The following is a 23,301-nucleotide window of genomic DNA, read 5'->3' on the forward strand; positions in this document are numbered from 1 at the left end:
ATCAAACATTAGCGGGTCGAACGATCCCCGAAGAAGATCACAGATGGCTTTACTGCAAATCTCCGAACCCGGCATGGCGCCAGCGCCGCATCAGCGACGGCTCGCTGTCGGCATCGACCTCGGCACCACGAATTCCCTCGTCGCCGCCGTGCGCAGCGGCGTGCCCGACGTACTCCCTGACGAAGACGGTCATGTGCTGTTGCCGTCGGTGGTGCGCTACCTCGAAAAGGGCGGTCGCCGGATCGGCCGAACGGCGAAGGACGAAGCGGCGACCGATCCGCGCAACACGATCGTCTCGGTCAAGCGTTTCATGGGCCGCGGCAAAAGCGAAGTGGAAGGCGCCGAAAATGCGCCCTACGATTTCGTCGATGCGCCTGGCATGGTCCAGATCCGCACGGTCGACGGCGTGAAGAGCCCGGTCGAAGTATCGGCGGAAATTCTCGCCACGCTGCGTCAACGCGCCGAAGATACGCTCGGCGACGAACTGGTCGGCGCGGTGATCACGGTGCCGGCCTATTTCGACGAAGCGCAGCGCCAGGCGACCAAGGACGCCGCGCGTCTGGCAGGGCTGAACGTACTGCGGCTCTTGAACGAACCGACGGCTGCGGCGATCGCCTACGGACTCGACAATGGGTCCGAGGGTCTATACGCGGTCTACGACCTTGGCGGCGGCACGTTCGACCTGTCGATCCTCAAGCTCACGAAGGGCGTTTTCGAAGTGCTGGCTGCCGGCGGCGATTCCGCGCTCGGCGGCGATGATTTCGACCACGCACTGTACCGCCATGTGCTCGCGCAGGCGGGCATCGCCCCACAGACGCTCGCGCCGGAGGACGTTCGGTTTCTGCTCGATAACGTCCGCGTGCTGAAGGAAGCGCTTTCGGCCGCGCCGCAGGCAAAGCTCACAGTGTCGCTGTCGAATGGCACGGCGCTCGATCTGACGGTCGACGAGGCGACCTTCGAAGGCATCACGAAGGATCTCGTGCAGCGTACGCTCGGTCCGACGAGAAAGGCGTTGCGTGACGCGAAAGTCACACCGGCGGACATCAAAGGTGTTGTGCTGGTTGGCGGGGCGACGCGCATGCCGGTGATTCGCCGCGCGGTCGAGACGTACTTCGGCCAGCTGCCGCTGATCAATCTCGATCCGGATCAGGTTGTCGCGCTCGGCGCGGCGATCCAGGCTGATCTGCTGGCAGGCAACCGCAGTGCGGATGGCGACGACTGGCTGCTGCTCGACGTCATCCCGCTATCGCTTGGCGTCGAGACAATGGGCGGACTCACTGAGAAGATCATCCCGCGGAACTCGACCATTCCGGTCGCCCGCGCGCAGGACTTCACGACATTCAAGGACGGCCAGACGGCGATGGCGATTCACGTCGTCCAGGGTGAGCGTGAGCTGGTGGCCGACTGCCGTTCGCTCGCGCGCTTCGAACTGCGCGGCATTCCGCCGATGGCGGCCGGTGCGGCGCGCATCCGTGTGACCTATCAGGTCGATGCGGATGGTCTGCTGTCGGTGTTCGCGCGCGAGCAGCATTCGGGCGTGGAAGCCTCGGTCGTGGTGAAACCGTCCTACGGTCTCGCTGATGACGACGTGGCGCGCATGCTGGAAGAGAGCTTCACGACGGCCGAAATCGACATGCGCGCCCGCGCGCTGCGCGAGGCGCAGGTCGAGGCGCAGCGTCTCGTCGAGGCGACCGACGCGGCACTCGCGGCCGACGGCGAACTGCTCGACGAAGCCGAACGGGTGCAACTCGACACGCTGTTGACGGCGCTGCGCAACGTCGCCCAAGGCGATGATGTCGACACCGTCGAAGCCGCGACCAAGGCGCTCGCCGAAGGCACCGACGAATTCGCCGCACGCCGCATGAACAAGGGTATCCGGCGCGCGCTCGCGGGCCGCAAGCTCGACGAGATCTGATCCGCTTTATCCCCACGAATCACGTGACGCGTGTCAAAAGGGCGCGTGTCGCCAGTAAAATGACAGGGAGCCCGGCTGCTGCTGGCAGCCGTGCTTCACAGAGAACCGGAAAACGTATGCCTCAAATCGTTGTGCTGCCTCACGTCGAGCTGTGCCCGGAGGGCGCGGTGATCGATGCCGTTCCAGGCAAGAGCATCTGCGACAGCCTGCTCGAACACGGTATCGAGATCGAGCATGCTTGTGAGAAGTCGTGCGCGTGCACGACGTGTCACGTGATCGTACGTGAAGGCTTCAACGCGCTCACGCCGTCGGAAGAAGACGAGGACGATCTGCTGGACAAGGCATGGGGTCTCGAGCCCGAATCGCGCCTGTCGTGCCAGGCCGTGGTTCCCGGCGAGCAGGATCTCGTCGTCGAAATCCCGCGTTACTCGATTAACCACGCGAAGGAAAATCACTAAGAGGAGCGAGCAGCCATGAAATGGACCGACACGCAGGAAATTGCGATGGCCCTGACGGACAAACACCAGGACGTCGACCCGCAAACGGTGCGCTTCACCGATCTGCACCGCTGGGTGATGGAGCTGGAAGGCTTCGATGACGATCCGAACCGGTCGAACGAGAAGATCCTGGAAGCGATCCAGGCAGCCTGGATCGAAGACGCGGATTACTGACCGGTATCGACCGTTCGACAAGGACGGGGCAGCGCAAAAGCAGAAAAGGCGATTCCAGTGGAATCGCCTTTTTTACTTCCGACGACGGCGTACGGAACGCGCGCCCGAAAAGGAAAACATCTCAACCAGCGACGAGCGTGCCGTTCTCGACCCGCACGCGTTGCCCTTGCTGGAATGGCGGCGCCTCGTGATAGGTGAAGTAACGCGTCTTGCCGTTTTCCATGTGTACGCGCACTGAATAGCTGGTCGTGCTGCGCAGATGTTTTTCGACCGAGTTGCCGGCGAGACCGCCGCCAAGCGCGCCGAGCAGAGTCATGGCGGTACGGCCATTACCTGCGCCGAACTGGTTGCCGACTACGCCGCCTGCGACTGCGCCACCAACCGCGCCAATACCCGTCCCGTGGCCCTCAGTCTTGACCGCGGAGATGGCTTCGACCGTACCGCAACTCTGACAGTAGGCCGGCTGTGCCGGGGCCTGCTGGGCGTACTGCGGTTGCGCTTGCGGCTGTTGCGCATACTGCGGTTGCTGGGCCGCTGCGGGGGCACGCGGCGCCTGTTGCGGTTCAGCCTGTTGCTGGACGGGCTGTTGGGCGCTCTGTTGGGCAGGCTGTTGCTGCTGTGCGTAAGTCGCCGGGTTGGCGGGGCTCGCCGAATCGACAACCGGCTGCGAAGCAATCTGGGCTGCCTGTGTCTGATCCGTCTGCGCGTTAGTGCCGCCTGCCTTCGGAAATACGCCCGTCACTGCGGCCGTGGCGGCCAAAGCACCGATGATGACCGCGCCCGCTGCGGTAGCGGCAAGCGGATGAAGGCGGCTTTTTTGCGTGGTTTGTGTGCTGGGATTGTCCATTCAGACCTCCGTCTCGAGCAGAGTTAGCGTTGCCTATTTTCGAGACACAGTGTCCGACAATTCTAAAAACCCAAGGTTTCAATTTGTAACCATTGCCGCGCCCGCCCGGAAACGGCATCGGGCGCAGATCGTGGTCTGGTGCCGCTGGATCTTGAATCTGGGGGAGGAGGGGACAAGGAGGCCGCGAGCAAGTCGTCGTGACCCCTGCAGCTTTTACCGATAGTTACAAACCATCGGACGCGCCCGGCGTTGCGCCGGGCGCGTCGATACGACGGAAGTCTGCGAAACCGATCAGTCTTCGCGGCGCAGATGGGGGAAAAGAATGACGTCGCGAATACTCGGGCTGTTGGTGAGCAGCATCACGAGACGATCGATACCGATCCCGCAGCCGCCCGTCGGAGGCATGCCGTATTCCAGCGCGCGAATGTAGTCGGCGTCGTAGAACATGGCTTCTTCGTCGCCGGCATCCTTCTGCTCGACCTGCTTCCTGAAGCGCGCGGCCTGATCTTCTGGATCGTTCAGTTCCGAGAAGCCATTGGCGATTTCTCGGCCTGTGATGAACAGTTCAAAGCGCTCGGTGATGCCCGCGACCTTGTCCGATTCGCGCGCAAGCGGTGACACTTCGATCGGGTAGTCGACGATGAAAGTCGGCTCCCACAGCTGTGATTCGGCGGTCTCTTCGAAGAGCGCCAGCTGCAGCGCGCCAACACCTGCATTCAGGAACTGCGGCTGCGACGCATCGACGCCAAACTTCTTCAGTTCGGTGCGCAGGAAGGCGCTGTCGTTGAGTTGCGCGTCGGTGTATTGCGGCGCGTACTTCTGGATGGCCTGGTTGATCGTCAGACGATGGAACGGCTTGCCCAGATCGAGTTCACGGCCCTGATAGGTGAGCGCAGTCGTACCGATTGCGTCGATCGCGGCCTGACGGATCAGTTGCTCGTTGAAATCCATCAGCCACGTGTAATCGGTGTACGCGGCGTAGAACTCCATCATCGTGAATTCTGGATTGTGACGCGGCGAAACGCCTTCGTTACGGAAGTTCCGGTTGATCTCGAACACGCGCTCGAAGCCGCCGACAATCAGCCGCTTCAGATAGAGCTCAGGCGCGATACGCAGGAACATCTGCATATCCAACGCGTTGTGGTGAGTGGCGAACGGTTTGGCCGCCGCGCCGCCCGGGATCGGGTGCAGCATCGGCGTTTCGACTTCCATGAAGTTCGCGCCCGACATGAAATTGCGGATCGACGAAACGACCTTCGTGCGCGCGGCGAAGGTCTTGCGGGCTTCCGGCGTGACGATCAGGTCGACATAGCGCTGACGGTAGCGCATTTCCTGGTCGGCGAGGCCGTGGAACTTGTCGGGCAGCGGACGCAGCGCCTTCGACAGCAGACGCAGTTCCGTACAACGCACCGACAACTCGCCCTTGTTCGTGCGAAACAGCACGCCCCGCGCGGCGACGATGTCGCCGAGGTCCCACTTCTTGAAACCTTCGTAAGTCTGTTCGCCGACGTCAGCCGGCGTGATGAAGAACTGGATCTGGCCCGAGCCGTCCTTCACGGTTGCGAAGCTGGCCTTGCCCATCACGCGCTTGAGCATCATCCGGCCGGCGAGGGCAACCTGAAGCGGCTTCGCTTCGAGCGTTTCCTTGTCGGTTTCGGCGTACTCCGATTGCAGGTCGGCGGCGTGGTGGGTCGGACGGAAGTCGTTCGGGTAGGCGACGCCCTGTTCGCGCAGCGCGCGAAGTTTTTCGCGGCGCTCGGCGATGATCTGGTTGTCGTCCTCAGGAACGGCGTTCGTCTGGGTCGGTTCGGTCATGATGGTTCGGTATTCGGAGTGGCTTGGGTAGTGCTGACGATGCTGAAGCTCGATGATGATCGCGCCTGGCGTCCGACGCGGCGGCATGAAGGAGCCGCCGCACCGGACGCACCGGAGAAGCGAAGCGCGGCGCGGCGGCACAGCCGTGCCGCGCCAAAGCGGCTTACACGCCCTGTTTCAGGCTCGCGCTAATGAACGGATCGAGGTCGCCGTCGAGCACGCTCTTGGTATTGCTGATTTCGACGTTGGTGCGCAGATCCTTGATACGGCTGTTGTCGAGCACGTACGAGCGGATCTGGTGGCCCCAGCCCACATCGGTCTTGCCCGCTTCGAGCTTGTCCTGCTCGGCCTGACGCTTGCGGATTTCCGCTTCGTACAGGCGCGACTTCAGCATCGCCATGGCTTCGGCGCGATTGCGGTGCTGCGAACGGTCGTTCTGGCACTGCACGACGATGCCCGACGGCATGTGCGTAATCCGCACCGCGGAATCGGTCTTGTTGATGTGCTGACCGCCTGCGCCCGACGCGCGGTAGGTGTCGATACGCAGATCGGCCGGATTGATGTCGACTTCGATCGAATCGTCAATTTCCGGATACACGAACACCGACGAAAACGAAGTATGGCGGCCGCCCGACGAATCGAACGGGGACTTGCGCACGAGGCGGTGCACACCGGTTTCGGTGCGCAGAAAGCCGTACGCGTATTCGCCTTCGATCTTGATCGTCGCGTTCTTGATGCCGGCGACGTCCCCTTCGGATTCTTCGAGCACTTCTGTCTTGAAGCCCTTGCGCTCGCAGTAGCGCAGGTACTGGCGCAGCAGCATCGCGGCCCAGTCGCACGCTTCGGTGCCGCCGGCGCCCGCCTGGATGTCGAGGAACGCGTTGTTCGGGTCGGCCGGGTTCGAGAACATCCGGCGGAATTCCATATCGGCCACGCGCTGTTCGAGACCGGCGGCATCGGCTTCGCAGGCGAGGAGCGTGTCTTCGTCTTGTTCCTCGCGGGCCATTTCGAAGAGATCCTGCGTGTCGCGCAGGTCGGTGTCGAGCGAGGTCAGTTTGCCGACGACGTCGTCGAGCAGCTTCTTCTCCCGGCCGAGGGCCTGGGCGTGCTTCGAGTCGTTCCAGACGTTGGGGTCTTCGAGTTCCTGATTGACTTCGATCAGACGCACTGACTTGGCGTCGTAGTCAAAGATACCCCCGTAGCTCGCCCGCGCGACGGCGCAGGTCTGCCAGAGAGGCTTCGATCGCGTTGAGACGTTCCGCTTCCATGTCGATCTTTTGTGGCTTCGTAAAAAGCTGAAATTATAGCCGATCGGCGCCCGCAGCCGGACGCCAATCCGGGAGCCGGCGCGTGTTTCCGGCTTTCAATGTGGCCGCCGCCGGGGCGTGGAGAGCCCCGGCGCGGCCTCAACCCGCCGCGTGCTCGACGATCAGCTGGACGCGCGACACGCCGTTCCACGTATCGCGCGAAAGCCGGTAGGCGACGGTCGTGCGGGCGGGTAGTGGGTCGGTATGGTTGAACCAGATCGCGTTGAAGCGCTGGCGCCCGCGCGCCAGTTGCAGCTTCAGGTGTTTGTCTTTAACGAGCGCCTGCGACGCGATGTCGAATTCGCCCGAGAACAACGGCGCCGGGAATCCCTGGCCCCAGACCGCTGCGTCGAGCATCTCGACAAACTGGGGCGTGAAATATGCGTCCTCCAGATCGCCATCCGTCTCGATCACGCGAGCGAGCGCATTTTCGTTCAGCCACTCCCGGCCGACCGCTTCGAATGCCGCGGTGAAGCGGGGCACGTCGGTCGTCGCGAGGGTCAGGCCGGCCGCCATCGCGTGGCCGCCGAACTTGACGATCAGGCCCGGCTCGCGCTTCGAGATCAGGTCGAGCGCATCGCGTAGGTGGAAGCCCGGGATCGAGCGCCCTGAACCCTTGACGAGTGTGCCGCCCCCGTCAGCGAGCGCGAAGGTGAAGGACGGCCGGTGAAACTTTTCCTTCAGCCGCCCTGCGACGATGCCGATCACGCCCTGGTGCCAGCTTTCGTTGAAGAGCGTGATGGTGGTCGCACCCTCCGGGTCGATTGCGGACAGGTCGGCGAGCGCCTGTTGCTGCATGCCGGCTTCAATCTCGCGCCGCTCGCGATTCATCGCATCGAGTTGCTGGGCGAGTTCCCATGCGCGGCCGATGTCGTCGGTGGTCAGGCATTCGATGCCCAGCGACATGTCCGACAGCCGTCCCGCTGCATTCAGGCGAGGCCCGAGCCCGAAGCCTAGATCGAAGCCGGACGCACTGCGCGCATCGCGCGCGGCCGCACGAAAGAGCGCGGCGATGCCGGGCTGCATCCGGCCGTTGCGAATGCGCTGCAAACCCTGTGCGACGAGCACGCGATTGTTGCCGTCGAGCTTCACGACGTCGGCGACCGTGCCGAGCGCCACGAGGTCGAGCAGGCCATCCAGACGCGGTTCGGGACGCGCGTCTCCGAACGCGCCACGACGGCGCAACTCGGCGCGCAGTGCGAGCAGTACGTAGAACATCACGCCGACGCCCGCGATGCATTTACTCGGAAACGTACAGCCTGGCTGGTTCGGATTCACGATCGCGCGGGCAGCCGGCAGGTCGTCGCCGGGCAGGTGGTGATCGGTGACGAGCACGTTGATGCCGAGCGCGTTCGCCGCTTCGACGCCGTCGACGCTGGCGATGCCGTTATCGACGGTGATCAGCAGATGCGGTTTGCGCTGCGCAGCAAGCGCGACGATCTCGGGGGTGAGTCCGTAGCCGTATTCGAAGCGGTTGGGCACCAGATAGTCGATCTGCGCGCCGAACATCCGCAGTCCACGCACGGCGACCGCGCAGGCGGTCGCGCCGTCGCAGTCGTAGTCGGCGACGACGAGCATACGCCGCTTGCCCTCGATCGAATCCGCCAGCAGCACGGCTGCGTCTTCACAGCCTTTCAGCTCGACGGGTGGCACGAGGCGTGCAAGGCCGGTCTCGATCTCGTCGGGCATGCATACGCCGCGCGACGCATAGAGGCGCGCGAGGACGGGATGCAGGCCGTGGCGGATCAGCGCTTCTGCATCGGCAGGGGAACAGGCGCGCGTAACAATTCGAGTCATGCAGTCAGGCCGGAAAAAATAGGTTGGATCATTCGATGAAGAGGGACGCGAACACGCGCCTTCGCCAGAACTTGCGCAGATCGTTGCGCGTGACGCTGAGCGTCACCGAGCCGGTGTCGCCACACAGCATCAGGCCAAGCTCGCCGATGCGGCCGGCCTCTAGCGCCGTGAGGGCCGGGGCGAGCCAGTCCGCTTCCAGCGTGGCGAACGCGTCGTTCCAGCGCGCCCAGTCCTGTTCGACATAAGGCGCCGAAAACGGATCGAGTTCGACCAGTGTCACGCCAGCCGTTGCCGTGGGGGCGAACGCCGCGAACGATGCGGGCGGCGAGCCGGACCCGGTCTGCGCGGCAAGCGCGAGTCCGCGCGTGGCAGGTGCGTCGGACAGGACCTGCGCAAACGGACTCCTGACCGGCAGGGCGACGCCTTGCGCGTGAAACCAGATCGAATTGACGGCCGGCAGACCGCGAGATTCACGCGCCTCGTTGACCGGGTGCTCGAACCACGCCATCTGCACTTCGTTCTGCAGCTTCATCCATGCGCGCGAGCGCTCGCCGGTATGCGCCTCATGCGGCAGCCAGATTTCGATGTTGCGGCCGCTCGCGCGCAGCGGCGAAGCGCCCGCGAGCGAGCCGAACGCATCGCTCGACAGATACCAGCGCGTCGGTTTCGGTGCTTCGATGCGTACGCCGAGTTCCTCGATCAGCGGGCGCGCGACGGCGAGCAGCGTGGCCGCCTCGTCGTCCTCCAGATCGAGCGCGGCCGGGTCGATGAGCACCAGGTGATCGTGCGCAATGCGCACATGGACCGGCTGGATGCACGCCCATGTGGCATCGCCCGGCTCGCCGCCGTCGGCCAGCAGCATGTAGGGTGCGAGTGGCGCTTCGTCGGCGGCTGGCTGGGTCGGCGAAATGGCCCCGAATTGCCGCGCGACCCAGCGTTCGTGCGGCAGCGTGCGCTGGAAATCCTCGCCGATCACACGTTCGACGAGCGTGCCGCGGGCAACCAGTCGATCGAGGGCGGGGGTGGCGAGGTTGTGCAGGGCGGTGGCGGCGTCGGCGGCTGATGGCAGCGCGAACGGCAACAGGAGATGGAGGCGGGTGGCGAGCATGATGCTGCGCATTGTATGGCAACAATCAACTGCAACGCGCGATGCGACGACCTTGGGGGCTTCTGGCGGGCATGTGTTCTGCTGTCCGCACAGCCAGAGGGTGAAGAGCGCGTTGTGTGACAGCGTGGGCACCGGCAGGATGGAAGGGCGCAGGAGGGCGATCAGGATGAAAACGTCGTCCCCGAACTCCGGCCGAGGCGGCGCACCGAGATGCGGGTCGCCTGTCTTTGGTCGCATAGAAACTCGCCTCGCGAGCCTGACCCGTTGTTATTTGCAGCGATCACCGACGAACTGCCGCTGGGGCGGCGGCAGCTTGCCACGCCATGACCGCTGAATCGTCCCGGTCAAGCCTGGAAATATCGTCACGGACCTGACAGCGCAGTACGCCTTTCTTGACGATCGCAACTCGCCGTACCAGGAACGCTGGATCGGATCGGTACTTGAGTAATCCCGGGAGCTGAGGTGTTTGGGCTGGAGAATATGTAGAGCGGATGGCCGCAAATCCGCCCCAAACCGTTGCTTCGGCTTAGAGGAGCGCCATTGCCAGCATGATCGCGAGCGATGCCATCATGAGGGCAAAATGAGCGTAGCGGATGGTGTTGTAGGGATCTTCCATTTGTAACGGAGTGTAACATAGACTGACGCATGGTAGCGTCGACCGCGTCTGCAGGCAAAGTCAACAATTGCAAAGTCGAGGCTGCCCTCCTCGAGAACTCCGCTCCCCACGTGTCGAGGCGGCTCCGAAGCACAGTTTCAACTGCCCGGAAGGTAAAGGACGAAGCCATGAGGACGACGACCCACAACGTCAGCATCACTCACGCCGAAGGCGTTCCCCACACCCGCGAGGACCGCTCACTGCTGGACTTTTTCGGATTCGACAACGAGGTCCAGCACGTACGCGACGGACGGTCCGTCGGCAGGCGGGTTCCTGACGGTATAGCGCTTCACGCGCAGCACGTTGCGGATGCCCGGCGCGTGGGTATAACCCTCGATATCCTGATACAGCGGTTGCCATGCGCCAGGCGTACCGGCCGGCAGGCCTTGCTCGTCGAAGTGACGTTCGCGCACTAGCAGGCACTGCTTGCCGGGAATAAGCGGGTGGTTGCACGACACGGTTTGCGCGGCCACTTCCAGGAACGCCGTTTCACCCGGGCCGCCGAAACGCGTGTCCGCCGTCGCCTGGCTGGTGAAGCTCAATGTGTCGCCGCTGTCGGTGACCAGTTGCAGGCGCGGGGCGTTGCCGCCGCCCTGCAGGCTCAGTTCGAGGCTGCCTTGAAGGCGCTGGGCGAGAGCATCGTCGAGCGCAGCCAGGGCAGCATCGGGGCAGGCCATCATGGTGCTTGTCATTGGGCCCATCTGAAGTCGCCCCTTCCTGATGCTGTAGCCGCCCCCCATATTGTTGCAGCTATTGACTACGGTCAGCCGGTCAGCGCTGAAGTCCAGTTGCACCGGTTTGTCCGCCCGGGCGAACAGTGCGTCTATGCGGGTGCCTTTGCTGTCGGTGGCTTCGATGAGTTGCCAGTGGTACTGGCCGAGCAGCCCGCTGCCGGTTGTCGATGCCGAACCGGTGGCGGCTGGCGTGGCTGCGGCAGTCGCAATGTGCGAAGGGGCAGGGCCTGTCGTTTGAGGTGTTTGCGAGCAGGCGGCAAGGGCGAGCGGTAGCAACAGCAGGCGGTGTTTCACGTCGATACCTCCGTTGATCTAGCGGGTGTCCTGGTCTTGTGTGTTCCGGTCGAGTTGCGTCCATGCGCCTTCCGAAGGACTTCCCGGGCTCTTGTATTGGCAGACCGGATTTCGTCTCCCTCTGGAAGGCTGGCCCTTCCCGGATATTTGCGTCCCCCGCAAACGAACAACCGGGGGCTCTGTTATTTGCGACTCTTGTTTGCACCTTGAATACCCGGCGGCTTCAATACAATCAGCCACTTACGAAAGCATGAGGGCCGGTCTGGAGGTGCAAATAACATCGGCATGACCCGCTCTGGTCTTGCCGTTGCCGGGTGCAAACGCATTGTATGGCAAACTTCGCCGTTGATCGGTGGAGGCGAGCACCCCATTGGCAGGGAGCGCGCGGCCGCGCCGTGGCGCCGTCGGCGCATCGCGTGGCCGCGGCGCGGCCCGTAAGGCTGCGCAAGCCCCACGACACGCCGACGAGGAACCAAAGGCCTGTGTTCCGGACCCAACGATCACGGCGCTCGGGCCGCGCACAGGGCGTTTTCGCCAGCGCGCGCTGAAAAAGAAGCCGAAGCAACACAGATAAGGATTCGCTTGAAACTTCCCTACGAATGGCAGATTGGCTGGCGCTATACGCGCGCCGGCAAACGCACGACCGGCAACGGCTTTATCTCGTTCATTGCGCTGGTGTCCATGTCGGGCATCGCACTTGGCGTCGCGGCACTGATCGTCGTGCTGTCGGTGATGAACGGCTTCCAGAAGGAAGTGCGCGACAGGATGTTGTCGGTGCTCGCGCACGTCGAGATCTTTTCGCCAGCGGGCTCGATGCCGAACTGGCAGCTGACCGCGCAGGAAGCCCGGCAGAACAGGTCGGTGATCGGTGCGGCACCCTATGTCGAAGCACAGGCGTTGCTGACGCGCGGCGACGCCGTGAGCGGCGTTGCGCTGCGCGGCGTCGAGCCGACGCTCGAACCTGAAGTGTCCGACATCGGCAAGGAGATGAAAGGCGGCAAGCTGACCGACCTCGTGCCCGGCGACTTCGGCATCGTGCTTGGCGCGGATCTGGCGACCAACCTCGGCGTGCAAACCGGCGACAAGGTCACGCTGGTGGCGCCCGAAGGCACGATGACGCCTGCCGGCATGCTACCGCGTCTGAAGCAGTTCACGGTGGTCGGCGTGTTCGAATCGGGGCACTACGAGTACGACAGCACGCTCGCGCTGATCAATATTCGCGATGCCGAGGTGCTGTTCCGGCTGCCCGCGCCGACAGGGGTGCGGCTGCGGCTGAAGGATATGCAGCGCGCACCGGAGGTCGCGCACGAACTGGCGCGCTCGCTTTCGGGTGACCTCTACATCCGCGACTGGACGCAGCAGAACAAGACCTGGTTCTCGGCGGTACAGATCGAAAAACGCATGATGTTCATCATTCTCACGCTGATCATTGCGGTGGCGGCATTCAATCTGGTGTCGTCGCTGGTGATGACGGTCACCAACAAGCAGGCCGACATCGCCATCCTGCGCACGCTCGGCGCGCAGCCCGGCTCGATCATGAAGATTTTCGTCGTGCAGGGCGTGACGATCGGTTTTGTCGGTACGGCTACGGGCGTCGCGCTCGGCTGCCTGATCGCGTGGAGCATTCCATGGCTCGTGCCGATGATCGAACATCTGCTCGGTGTGCAGTTTCTGCCGCCTTCGGTGTACTTCATCAGCGAGCTGCCGTCCGAGCTCGTGCCGGGCGACGTGATCCGCATTGGCCTGATCGCCTTCGCGCTGTCGGCGGTGGCGACGCTGTATCCGAGCTGGCGCGGTGCCAGGGTTCGTCCGGCGGAGGCGCTGCGTTATGAATGATCTTTCCATCCCTCAAGCCATGTCCGACGAAGCCGGTCTATATCCCTACGTGCTGGAAGCGACCGGTGTATCGAAGGCGTTCGTGCAGGGCGGTCTCAATGTCCAGGTGCTGAACAACACGCAGCTTTCCGTGCGCCGGGGCGAGAAGCTCGCCATTGTGGGCGCGTCGGGCTCGGGCAAGAGCACGCTGCTGCATGTGCTGGGGGGCCTCGACGAACCGAGCGCGGGCCACGTGTCCGTGATGGGCAAGCCGTTCACGAAGCTCTCGGAGCGCGAACGCAACAACCTGCGCAATCGGGCGCTTGGGTTCGTCTATCAGTTCCACCATTTGCTGCCTGAGTTCTCCGCGCTCGATAACGTCGCGATGCCGTTGCGCATCCGGCGTCTTACGACCGAGGCCGCACGCCATGAAGCGCTTGCGGTGCTGGAGCGCGTCGGCATGGCGCATCGGGCGAAGCATCGTCCGGGCGAACTGTCGGGCGGTGAGCGTCAACGGGTGGCCATTGCACGTGCGCTCGTGACGAAGCCGGCCTGCGTGCTGGCCGATGAGCCGACCGGCAACCTCGACGGCGCCACGGCGGATACGGTGTTCAATCTGATGCTCGAACTGTCGGAGACGCTCGATACGAGCTTCGTGATCGTCACCCACGATCCGGATCTGGCTGCGCGCTGTGACCGCACGATGCGTCTGCGCGACGGTGTGCTATACGAAGAGCCGTCGGTTCCTGTGTAACTTCTCATTGACCTTCTCGCCGGGGCGCGCTCATGTGGATCGACACGCACTGCCATCTCGATGCATCGGAGTTCGATGCGGACCGCGCGACTGTTGCTACGGCCGCCCGTGAGGCAGGGGTGTCGCGGATCGTGATTCCGGGTGTCGCGCGCGAGAACTTCGCGACGGTGCGGGAACTGGCGCAGCGCGTCGAAGGCGGCGCTTACGCGCTGGGTATCCATCCGCTTTACACGCCGGGCGCGCACGGCGCCGATCTCGATGTGCTGCGCCTCGCGATCGAAGCCAGTCTCGATGATCCACGTTTCGTCGGCCTCGGTGAGATTGGTCTCGACTATTTTGTCCCGGGTCTCGACGATGAGCGGCAGCAGTTCTTCTTCAGCGAGCAGTTGAAACTCGCGCGCGAATTCGATCTGCCTGTGATCTGTCACGTTCGCAAATCGCAGGATCAGGTGCTCAAAGGCCTGCGGCGGCACGCTGTCCATCGCGGCATCGCGCATGCGTTCAACGGCAGTTTCCAGCAGGCGCAGGCGTTCATCGATCACGGCATGCACCTTGGCTTCGGCGGCAATCTGACGTTCGAGCGTGCGTTGCAGATCCGGCGCCTTGCCGCTCAGTTGCCGATCGAGGCGATCGTCGTCGAGACGGACGCGCCCGACATCTCTCCCTCCTGGTTGTACAGGCAGCGCAACACGCCCGATCAGATTCCGCGCATCGGCGCGATCCTCGCCGAACTGCGCGGCGTCAGCGAAAACGAGCTTGCGTTAGGCACAACGGCTAACGCTCACGCCGCGCTGCCCCGGCTCGCACTTTCCTCTGGATAATCGATGCATGTGGTTCGCGCCGGGCGGAACACGCGCCCGGCGCCGTCGCGCCTGATTCGCGCACCGGCGTCTCTCGGAGGGCGAGCGGATGCGGGCAGTGTGGTGCGGATTTGCGTTGGGTGTCCTGTGTTTGCAGCAGCAGGCGGTATTGCCAGGGCGCGGTGGCTGGTGGGCGCTTGTGCTGGTGGCCAGTAGTCTCGTCAGTGTGGCCGTGTGGCTGCGTTCGACGAACCGTTCCCGTTTGACGGCGGTGGCAGGTTGGCTTGCCGTTGGGCTGGCTTCGGGATGTGTCGGCTTTGACTATGCCGCCTTGCGCGCGGAACAACGTCTCGCGTGGGCTTTGCCGATTGCCCAGGAAAGTCGTGACATCGTCGTCGAGGGCTATGTCAAAGGCCTGCCTGCCCGTGAGGCGAAAGGCGCGCGTTTCCTTTTCGAAGTCGAATCGAACGATGCGCAGATCGAGCGGTTTCCCCGCACGATCCAGCTCTCATGGATTGCCACAGGTACCCCGCCGCCCGTCCTCGAACCGGGTGCGCGCTGGAGGCTGTCCGTGCGGCTGAAGCGTCCGCACGGCAACGCCAACTTTGGCCTGCGTGACGCGGAAGCTTCCTTGCTTGCGCGCAACGTCCGGGGGACTGGCTATGTAAGTGCGCCCTCTTCGGCGTTGCGATTGCCAGGGACTGCCCGCGGCCTTGGCGTGACGGTCGATCGCTGGCGCGCTCAGATACGCGCGAGGATCGAAGCGGCGCTGGGCGATGCGCCCCATGCCGGCATCGTCGTCGCGCTCGCGGTGGGCGCGCAGGATGCCGTCAGTGCCACTGACTGGCTGCTCATGCGCAATACCGGCACGAGCCATCTGGTCGCGATATCCGGGCTGCACATTGGTTTCGTTGCTGGATTGGCGGCCTGGATTGTGGGCAGTCTGTGGCGGCGCTCGTGTTTTGTCGGTCGCGACTGGCCGCTGTTAATTCCTGCACAGAAAGTCGCGACTCTCGGGGGCGTGCTGTTCGCGGCTGGCTATGCCGCGCTCGCCGGTTTCAATGTCCCGGCCCAGCGGGCGCTGTGGATGCTCGTCGTCGCTTCGGCGGCGTTCATCAGCGGGCGCAGCGTGGCGCCGTCGATTGTGCTGGCATGGGCAGTCGGGCTGGTGTTGTTGATCGATCCGTGGGCCGTCGTGTCCGCGGGTTTCTGGCTGTCGTTCTGCGCGGTGGCGGCGATCCTGTTTGCGACATCGGGACGATTGCGCATTCGCGACCGCGATCGCGAGCGACAGGCCGGTGACATCGAGGCGTCGGGCTTCGCCCGGATTCAGGCTGCCATGCGTCGGTGTCGGCGGGCGCTGAGCGGGCGTCTGCGCAGTGGCGCGCATGTGCAGTTTGCGGTCACGCTCGCTCTCGCGCCGCTGACCGTTTACTGGTTCGCGCAGATTCCGCTGGTCGGCCCGCTGGCTAACGCGTTCGCGATTCCGTGGGCGAGCCTCTTTGTGACGCCGATGGTGCTCGCGGGCATCGCGCTGCCGGCGCCACTCGATGGCGTTGCGTTTCGCGCGGCCAATGCGCTGCTCGATGTTCTGGTAGCCGGACTGCAAGCGCTATCGGGTCCCGCATGGATGCTCTGGCGCCTGCCGCAGCCGGACGGCTGGGCGCTGGCTGCGGCGGCTGTCGGCGTCGCGTGGTGCCTGGCGCCCCGGGGCTGGCCGCTGCGCTGGGCGGCGCCGCTGACGTGGCTGCCGCTGCTGTTGCCGCCGCTGGCTGTGCCTGCTCCCGGTACCTTCCGCCTGACCGCACTCGACATTGGTCAGGGTTCGTCGATCCTCATCGAGACCGCGCATCATTCATTGCTGTTCGATGCGGGCCCAGGTCCGGAGTCGACCCATGCGGGCGAGCGCATCGTCCTGCCCTATCTGTACGCGAACGGCGTGAAACGTCTGGATGCGCTGGTGATCAGTCATGCGGATTCGGATCATGCAGGCGGCGCGCCAGCCGTGCTCGCGGGGATCGAGGTGCGTCAGTTGCTCGCCGCACTCGAGCCGTCGCATCCCTTGTGGACGAGTGCGCGCGGCGCAGGCGTCAGCACGCTACCGTGTGCGGCCGGCCAGCGCTGGCATTGGGACGGCGTCGACTTCACGGTTCTGTGGCCCGATGCGGGGCCGTTGAAGGGCAAGCCCAACGATCATTGCTGTGTGCTGCGCGTCAGCGCGACGGGCGATGCGTCGGGCAGGGGGCAGGGCATATCGGACAGGTCGGCGGCTGTGGTTCAACCTGGCGAGTCGGCATTGCTTGCTGCCGACATCGAGGCGCCCGTCGAGCGCATTCTGCTTGCCCGCGATCCGGGCGCGTTACGCGCACAGGTGTTGATCGTGTCGCATCACGGCAGCAAGACATCGTCTACCGAGCCGTTCCTCGACTCTGTCGACCCGCTTGTCGCGATATTTCAGGTAGGCTATCGCAACCGTTTTCATCACCCGAACCCGGGCGTGTATGCGCGATATCTCGCGCGTCATATCGAGCTGTCGCGCAGCGACGCCGATGGCGCAGCCCGGATCGAGGTGGCCGGCAAGGCGCTATCGATAGAGCGGTATCGCGACACGCACCGGCGCTACTGGATGGACATGTGACCGGCGAAGTGCTTTGCCGTCCCGGTTGTGAGGGACAGGCAAGGCGGCGGGCTAAACGCGGTCAGCACAAGCAGAAAAGGAGACGACGGCGCTTGAAAAACATCATCCACTTCTCGCACGCGAACGGTTTTCCTGCATCGACCTACCGGACCATCTTCGCCGAACTCGCGGACGATTACGAACTGCGCTTCGTCGAGCGCCTGGGGCACGACTCACGCTTTCCGGTTACGCGCGACTGGCCGCATCTCGTCGAGGAACTGCTCGCCGATATCGGCAGCCGTTACGAGCAGCCGGTGTGGCTCGTGGGCCATTCGCTAGGCGGCTATCTGTCGATGATGGCCGCGCTGAAGAAGCCGCAGTGGGTGAGGGGCGTAGTGATGCTCGATTCGCCCGTCATCGCGGGCTGGCGCAGCAGCATGCTGCGCGTGTCGCAGTGGACCGGGCTCGACGAGCGCCTGTCGCCGGCTGCCGCAACGCGCACGCGTCGCACGCACTGGGCGAGCCGCGACGAAGCGTGGCGCCATTTTTACTCAAAGCCGGCGTTCGCGCGCTGGGACGAACGCATGCTGTCCGACTATATCGACTTCGGCATTCCGCAAACCTCGCCCGACGGCGGCCGCTCGTTGGCGTTCGATCGCCGCATCGAATATCTGATCTACAAGACCTTGCCGCACACGCTTGGCGCGCGTCTCGCGCGCGGTGCGCCTGTGCCGGTCGGCTTCATCGCGGGCACGCAGTCGAAAGAGATTCGCCAGGCCGGTCTCGACGCAACGCGCCGGGCCGCCGGAGGGCACCTCGAGTGGCTCGAGGGCAGTCACCTGTATCCGATGGAAAAGCCGCTCGAAACCGCGCGCGCCGTGCAGCGCATGTTGCGGGAGCTGGAGCGCCGGGGCTGAGTTCCGACCGCCCCTCACGACGAAATTCGCTTCGGTTGCGGACGATCCGGGCGTGGGCGTTGGCGCGCCGCCGCTGGCCTGGAAAACGGTGCGGGATCGACGTCGAAGCGGCGCATCTTGCTGGCATATTGCTGGGTTGGGGCCCTGCTTTACGGTATAATCCGTTTTTCCCGCGAGCATCCAGCGATGACCAAATATGTTTTCGTCACCGGCGGCGTAGTTTCCTCCCTCGGCAAGGGTATTGCCGCCGCTTCCCTCGCCGCGATTCTCGAATCGCGCGGCCTCAAAGTCACCCTCCTCAAGCTCGATCCTTACATCAACGTCGACCCCGGCACGATGAGCCCGTTTCAGCACGGCGAAGTGTTCGTGACGGAAGACGGAGCGGAGACTGACCTCGATCTTGGCCACTATGAGCGCTTCATCAGCACGAAGATGCGCAAGGCCAACAACTTCACTACTGGCCAGATTTACGAATCGGTGATCCGCAAGGAGCGCCGCGGCGACTATCTGGGCAAGACGGTGCAGGTCATCCCGCACATCACGAACGAGATCCAGGCGTTCATCGAACGCGGCGCGGCTTCCGCGACGTGCGGTGAGCCGGACGTCGCAATTGTCGAAGTGGGCGGCACGGTCGGCGACATCGAATCGCTGCCGTTCCTCGAAGCCGCGCGCCAGATGAGCCTGCGCATGGGCCGCAACAGTTCGTGCTTCGTGCACCTGACGCTGGTGCCCTGGGTGGCTACCGCGGGTGAACTGAAAACCAAGCCCACGCAACATAGCGTGCAGAAGCTGCGTGAAATCGGCATCTCGCCGCACGTGCTGTTGTGCCGTGCGGACCGCCCCATTCCGGACGACGAGCGCGCGAAGATCTCGATGTTCTCGAACGTGCCGGAAGACGCGGTGATTTCGGTGTGGGACGCCGACAGCATCTACAAGATTCCGCAGATGCTTCACGACCAGGGTATGGATGAGATCGTCTGCAACGAGCTTAAGCTCACGCCGAAGCCCGCCGATCTGTCGATGTGGTCGGATCTGGTCGAGAGGCTCGAGCACCCGAAGAACGAAGTCACGATCGGCATGGTCGGCAAGTATGTCGAACTGACCGAGTCGTACAAGTCGCTGATCGAGGCGCTGCGTCATGCGTCGATCCACACGTCGACGAAGGTCAACATCGAATACATCGACTCGGAAGAGGTCGAAACGCAGGGCGTGGAAAGTCTGAGGCACCTCGACGCCGTGCTGGTGCCTGGCGGCTTCGGCCGTCGCGGCACCGAAGGCAAGATTGCGGCGATCCGCTATGCGCGTGAAGCGAAGGTGCCGTACCTCGGCATCTGCCTCGGTATGCAGCTGGCCGTCATAGAATTCGCGCGCGACGTCGTCGGTCTGAAAAATGCCAACAGCACGGAGTTCGATCCGTCGACCGAGAACCGTGTGGTCGCGCTGATCACCGAATGGTACGACCGCGAAGGCCGCGTCGAGAAACGCGACGAAGAGTCGGATCTCGGCGGCACGATGCGTCTCGGCTCGCAACGCTGTCCGATCAAGCCCGGCACGATGGCCGCGGAGATCTATGGCAAGGACGTGAACGAACGTCACCGCCACCGTTATGAAGTCAATAACCGCTTCGTACCCCAGCTCGAGGCCTGCGGCCTTATCATCAGCGCCCATACCCCGAGCGAAGATCTGCCGGAAATGATGGAGCTGCCGCGCGACATGCACCCGTGGTTCGTCGGCGTTCAGTTCCACCCGGAATTCACGTCCACGCCGCGTGATGGTCATCCGCTTTTCAAGTCGTTTGTGGAGGCAGCGCTCGCTCACCATCTTCAGGCGTCGAGCGTCGAGGAGAAAGCATGAAACTGGGCGATTTCGAAGTCGGCCTGGACAAGCCGTTTTTCCTGATCGCGGGCACCTGTGTCGTCGAATCCGAACAGATGACGATCGACACGGCCGGCAAGCTCAAGGAAATCTGCGCGAAGCTCAAGATTCCGTTCATCTACAAATCGTCGTACGACAAGGCCAATCGCAGCAGCGGCAAGTCGTTCCGCGGTCTGGGCATGGACGAAGGCCTGCGCATCCTGTCCGAAGTGAAGAAGCAGCTTGGCTTGCCGGTGCTCACCGACGTTCACAGCGAGCATGACATCGCGGCGGTGGCATCGGTCGTGGACGTGCTGCAGACGCCGGCGTTCCTGTGCCGTCAGACCGATTTCATCCACGCGTGCGCGCGTTCGGGGAAGCCGGTCAACATCAAGAAGGGCCAGTTTCTCGCGCCACACGACATGAAGAACGTGATCGACAAGGCCCGCGACGCGGCACGTGAAGCCGGCCTGTCGGAAGACCGTTTCATGGCCTGCGAACGCGGCGTGTCGTTTGGTTATAACAACCTGGTTTCGGACATGCGCTCGCTCGCGATCATGCGCGAAACCGGCGCGCCGGTCGTGTTCGACGCCACCCACTCGGTGCAGTTGCCGGGCGGGCAGGGCACGAGCTCGGGCGGTCAGCGCGAATTCGTGCCGGTGCTGGCACGCGCTGCGGTTGCGACGGGCGTCGCCGGTCTCTTCATGGAAACGCACCCGAATCCGGCGCAGGCAAAGTCGGACGGTCCGAATGCCGTGCCGCTCAATCGCATGGCCGATCTGCTCGAGACGCTCTTGACGCTCGATCAGGCCGTCAAGCGCGGGCCGTTCCTCGAAAGCGATTTCAACTGATGCAGGCGTTCGCACGGTGTCAGGCGGCGCCGTGCGAATGAATCTGTGGCGGACCCGATGGTCGTAGAAAGCGTGCGGGCGCGAGCGGCTTTTCCGTGTGCCGGACGCAGTTTCACCGTAAGAATCCAACGTCATTTCTTGAGGAAATCATGAGTGCTATCGTAGATATCATCGGTCGCGAGATTCTCGATTCGCGAGGCAACCCCACTGTCGAATGCGATGTGCTGCTGGAATCGGGCACGATGGGCCGCGCGGCAGTGCCGTCGGGCGCATCGACGGGTTCGCGCGAAGCCATCGAGCTGCGCGACGGCGAAACCGGCCGTTACGGCGGCAAGGGTGTGTTGAAGGCGGTTGAGCACATCAACACCGAAATCTCTGAAGCCATCATGGGCCTCGACGCTTCCGAGCAAGCCTTCCTCGACAAGACGCTGCTGGAACTCGACGGCACCGACAACAAGTCGCGCCTCGGCGCGAACGCGATGCTGGCTGTTTCGATGGCCGTCGCGAAGGCGGCTGCCGAAGAAGCCGGCCTGCCGCTGTACCGCTACTTCGGCGGCTCGGGCGCCATGCAGCTGCCGGTGCCGATGATGAACATCGTCAACGGCGGCGCCCACGCCAACAACAGCCTGGACATCCAGGAATTCATGATCGTTCCGGTCAGCCAGCCGACGTTCCGCGAAGCGCTGCGTTGCGGCGCGGAAGTGTTCCACGCACTGAAGAAGATCCTCTCCGACCGTGGCATGAGCACGGCCGTCGGTGACGAGGGCGGTTTCGCGCCGAACTTCGGCAGCAACGACGAATGCCTGTCCACGATTCTGCAGGCGATCGAAAAAGCCGGCTATCGCGCGGGCGAAGACGTGCTGCTCGCACTGGACTGTGCCGCGAGCGAGTTCTATCACGACGGCAAGTACCAGCTGGCGGGCGAAGGTCTGCAACTGTCGTCGGCGGAATTCACCGACTACCTCGCCACGCTCGCGGACAAGTTCCCGATCGTGTCGATCGAAGACGGCATGCACGAAAGCGACTGGGAAGGCTGGAAGCTCCTGACCGACAAGCTCGGCAAGAAGATCCAGCTGGTTGGCGACGACCTGTTCGTGACGAACACGCGCATCCTGAAGGAAGGCATCGAGAAGGGCATTGCCAACTCGATCCTGATCAAGATCAACCAGATCGGCACGCTGACGGAAACCTTCGCAGCAATCGAAATGGCGAAGCGCGCAGGTTACACGGCGGTGATCTCGCACCGTTCGGGCGAAACTGAAGATTCGACGATCGCCGATATCGCAGTCGGCCTGAACGCCGGCCAGATCAAGACGGGCTCGCTGTCGCGCAGCGACCGTATCTCGAAGTACAACCAGTTGCTGCGTATCGAGGAAGATCTCGGCGATATCGCCAGCTACCCGGGCAAGTCGGCGTTCTACAATCTGCGCTGATCGCGCGTCTATTGTGCACTGAGCGCGTATTGGCCTTTGAAGCGGTCACTCGTCATTTCTGAATCAGCCCGCCGCCCTGCGTATAGCGCAGGGCGGCGCGTATTATTTGTGCACTCTTCATGCGGCTTGTCACTGTCGTTTTGATTGTCCTGCTGGCGCTGATCCAGTACCCGCTCTGGTGGGGGCACGGCGGCTGGTTGCGCGTGCATGAATTGCAGCAGGAACTCGCTGATCAGCAGAAGAAGAACGGAGACGCGAAGCTGCGTAACGAGCGTATCGAAGGCGAAGTGCAGGATCTGCAGAATGGCACGGCCGCGGTCGAAGAGCGTGCGCGTTACGAGATGGGCATGGTGAAGGACGGCGAAGTGTTCGTGCAGTTCGTGTCGCCTAACGCACCATTGCCGACCTCGAATACGCTGGCGGCCACGACGTCGACGCGTGGCGAGGTGTCGGCCGCACCGGTGCGTGTGGTTCCGAATCCTGAGTCGCGGGCGAAGCCGGACAAGAAGCACGCGAAGAAGAATCCAAAAGACAAGGGCGCGGGCTGATGCGTGTGTAGCGCAGGAAGCGTCTTTTCGCCTTGCTGGCGAGAAACAAAAATGGCGCGGTGAAAGCCGCGCCATTTTCGCTTTTGACGGCCCGCCTGGCAGACGTGGGCCTTACCAGCCGTAGCCCCATCCCGGAGCGTAGCCGTAGCCGATGCCACCGCTCCAGCCGGGTCCCCATCCGCCGCTGTAGTAGCCGCCATATACGGTGACGGGCGGCGCGTAATAACGCGACCAGGCTTGTGCAGCGGCTTCGGCAGCCAGGGCCTGATTCTGTTCCGTGAGCACCTGCTTGTCGATTGCGTCGTAACGCCGGCGTTCTTCCGGTGTCAGCGGCCGGACGCCGTTCGGCACACCGGATTGATCGGGGGGCAGACGACTGTAGATCGGTGCAGGGCCGGGCGGGTCCATCACGCAGCCGGTCAGCGCGGCACTTCCGGTAATGATCGAGAGCGCCGTGATGGAACGCAAGGAACGACGCAGCGGAGTACTCATTTCAACCTCCATCGGCAGGACGCCTGGGGCCGTCGGTCTACAGGGGCGTCGCCAATGATCAGAGACGTCGCGCCGCC

General features: G+C 63.6%; 19 protein-coding genes. 12 read left to right on the plus strand and 7 right to left on the minus strand.

What is annotated here, in order from left to right:
- Positions 1 to 43 precede the first annotated feature (43 nt).
- The 3 genes from hscA (at position 44) to iscX (ending at position 2,586) form a co-directional block, all read left to right on the plus strand.
- Positions 44 to 1,915: a Fe-S protein assembly chaperone HscA gene (gene hscA / locus B0G77_RS14480; RefSeq protein ID WP_133662743.1), complete on the plus strand. Its 1,872-nt coding sequence runs from the start codon at positions 44 to 46 to the stop codon at positions 1,913 to 1,915.
- Positions 1,916 to 2,031: 116 nt separating this feature from the next.
- The gene (gene fdx, locus B0G77_RS14485; RefSeq protein ID WP_133662744.1) at positions 2,032 to 2,373 is read left to right on the plus strand and encodes an ISC system 2Fe-2S type ferredoxin; all 342 of its coding nucleotides are present in this window, start codon (positions 2,032 to 2,034) and stop codon (positions 2,371 to 2,373) included.
- A gap of 15 nt (positions 2,374 to 2,388) precedes the next feature.
- On the plus strand, positions 2,389 to 2,586 hold the full coding sequence (iscX, locus tag B0G77_RS14490) for a Fe-S cluster assembly protein IscX (protein WP_133662745.1): 198 nt from the start codon (positions 2,389 to 2,391) through the stop codon (positions 2,584 to 2,586).
- 121 nt (positions 2,587 to 2,707) lie between these two features.
- On the opposite strand, the gene B0G77_RS14495 is transcribed toward iscX, so the two are convergent.
- The 6 genes from B0G77_RS14495 to B0G77_RS14520 all read right to left on the minus strand — a co-directional run bounded on the left by B0G77_RS14495 (position 2,708) and on the right by B0G77_RS14520 (position 11,143).
- Positions 2,708 to 3,433, minus strand: coding sequence for a glycine zipper 2TM domain-containing protein (locus B0G77_RS14495; protein ID WP_133662746.1), 726 nt, complete (start codon positions 3,431 to 3,433; stop codon positions 2,708 to 2,710).
- Positions 3,434 to 3,724: 291 nt separating this feature from the next.
- Complete coding sequence (gene lysS, locus B0G77_RS14500) at positions 3,725 to 5,248, minus strand: lysine--tRNA ligase (protein WP_133664147.1); 1,524 nt, start codon at positions 5,246 to 5,248, stop codon at positions 3,725 to 3,727.
- Positions 5,249 to 5,411: 163 nt separating this feature from the next.
- A protein-coding gene (prfB, locus tag B0G77_RS14505; RefSeq protein ID WP_133662747.1) for a peptide chain release factor 2 occupies positions 5,412 to 6,516 on the minus strand; the annotation gives its coding sequence in 2 pieces (ribosomal slippage) (positions 5,412 to 6,434 and positions 6,436 to 6,516; 1,104 coding nt in all).
- Between the two features lie 138 nt (positions 6,517 to 6,654).
- Complete coding sequence (recJ, locus tag B0G77_RS14510) at positions 6,655 to 8,352, minus strand: single-stranded-DNA-specific exonuclease RecJ (protein ID WP_133662748.1); 1,698 nt, start codon at positions 8,350 to 8,352, stop codon at positions 6,655 to 6,657.
- A gap of 28 nt (positions 8,353 to 8,380) precedes the next feature.
- On the minus strand, positions 8,381 to 9,472 hold the full coding sequence (locus B0G77_RS14515; RefSeq protein WP_133664148.1) for a regulator: 1,092 nt from the start codon (positions 9,470 to 9,472) through the stop codon (positions 8,381 to 8,383).
- An 840-nt stretch (positions 9,473 to 10,312) separates the two neighbouring features.
- Complete coding sequence (locus B0G77_RS14520) at positions 10,313 to 11,143, minus strand: DUF4377 domain-containing protein (RefSeq protein ID WP_133662749.1); 831 nt, start codon at positions 11,141 to 11,143, stop codon at positions 10,313 to 10,315.
- Positions 11,144 to 11,725: 582 nt separating this feature from the next.
- Between B0G77_RS14520 and B0G77_RS14525 the strand changes: the two genes are divergently transcribed.
- The 9 genes from B0G77_RS14525 to ftsB all read left to right on the plus strand — a co-directional run bounded on the left by B0G77_RS14525 (position 11,726) and on the right by ftsB (position 22,732).
- Entirely contained in the window at positions 11,726 to 12,979 is a 1,254-nt protein-coding gene (locus B0G77_RS14525; RefSeq protein ID WP_133662750.1) for a lipoprotein-releasing ABC transporter permease subunit, read from the plus strand.
- Positions 12,972 to 13,712, plus strand: a complete 741-nt coding sequence (gene lolD, locus B0G77_RS14530) for a lipoprotein-releasing ABC transporter ATP-binding protein LolD (RefSeq protein WP_133662751.1) — start codon at positions 12,972 to 12,974, stop codon at positions 13,710 to 13,712. Before B0G77_RS14525 ends, lolD begins: the two co-directional genes overlap by 8 nt.
- Before the next feature lie 32 nt (positions 13,713 to 13,744).
- Positions 13,745 to 14,533, plus strand: coding sequence for a TatD family hydrolase (locus B0G77_RS14535; RefSeq protein WP_133662752.1), 789 nt, complete (start codon positions 13,745 to 13,747; stop codon positions 14,531 to 14,533).
- A gap of 88 nt (positions 14,534 to 14,621) precedes the next feature.
- Positions 14,622 to 17,150 carry a DNA internalization-related competence protein ComEC/Rec2 gene (locus B0G77_RS14540; RefSeq protein ID WP_133662753.1) on the plus strand — a complete coding sequence of 843 codons (2,529 nt, stop codon included), beginning with the start codon at positions 14,622 to 14,624 and terminating at the stop codon, positions 17,148 to 17,150.
- Between the two features lie 92 nt (positions 17,151 to 17,242).
- On the plus strand, positions 17,243 to 18,046 hold the full coding sequence (locus B0G77_RS14545; RefSeq protein WP_133662754.1) for an alpha/beta hydrolase: 804 nt from the start codon (positions 17,243 to 17,245) through the stop codon (positions 18,044 to 18,046).
- Between the two features lie 186 nt (positions 18,047 to 18,232).
- A complete protein-coding gene (locus tag B0G77_RS14550) occupies positions 18,233 to 19,900 on the plus strand; it encodes a CTP synthase (protein ID WP_133662755.1) in 1,668 nt (555 codons plus the stop codon).
- The gene (gene kdsA, locus B0G77_RS14555) at positions 19,897 to 20,751 is read left to right on the plus strand and encodes a 3-deoxy-8-phosphooctulonate synthase (protein ID WP_133662756.1); all 855 of its coding nucleotides are present in this window, start codon (positions 19,897 to 19,899) and stop codon (positions 20,749 to 20,751) included. The genes B0G77_RS14550 and kdsA overlap by 4 nt, the downstream gene beginning before the upstream one ends.
- 149 nt (positions 20,752 to 20,900) lie before the next feature.
- On the plus strand, positions 20,901 to 22,184 hold the full coding sequence (gene eno, locus B0G77_RS14560) for a phosphopyruvate hydratase (protein ID WP_020065521.1): 1,284 nt from the start codon (positions 20,901 to 20,903) through the stop codon (positions 22,182 to 22,184).
- Positions 22,185 to 22,303: 119 nt separating this feature from the next.
- The gene (ftsB, locus tag B0G77_RS14565; protein WP_133662757.1) at positions 22,304 to 22,732 is read left to right on the plus strand and encodes a cell division protein FtsB; all 429 of its coding nucleotides are present in this window, start codon (positions 22,304 to 22,306) and stop codon (positions 22,730 to 22,732) included.
- Between the two features lie 111 nt (positions 22,733 to 22,843).
- On the opposite strand, the gene B0G77_RS14570 is transcribed toward ftsB, so the two are convergent.
- A complete protein-coding gene (locus B0G77_RS14570) occupies positions 22,844 to 23,224 on the minus strand; it encodes a hypothetical protein (protein ID WP_133662758.1) in 381 nt (126 codons plus the stop codon).
- Positions 23,225 to 23,301: the final 77 nt, after the last annotated feature.

Origin of the sequence: Paraburkholderia sp. BL10I2N1, assembly GCF_004361815.1 — a bacterium.
Lineage (GTDB): Bacteria > Pseudomonadota > Gammaproteobacteria > Burkholderiales > Burkholderiaceae > Paraburkholderia.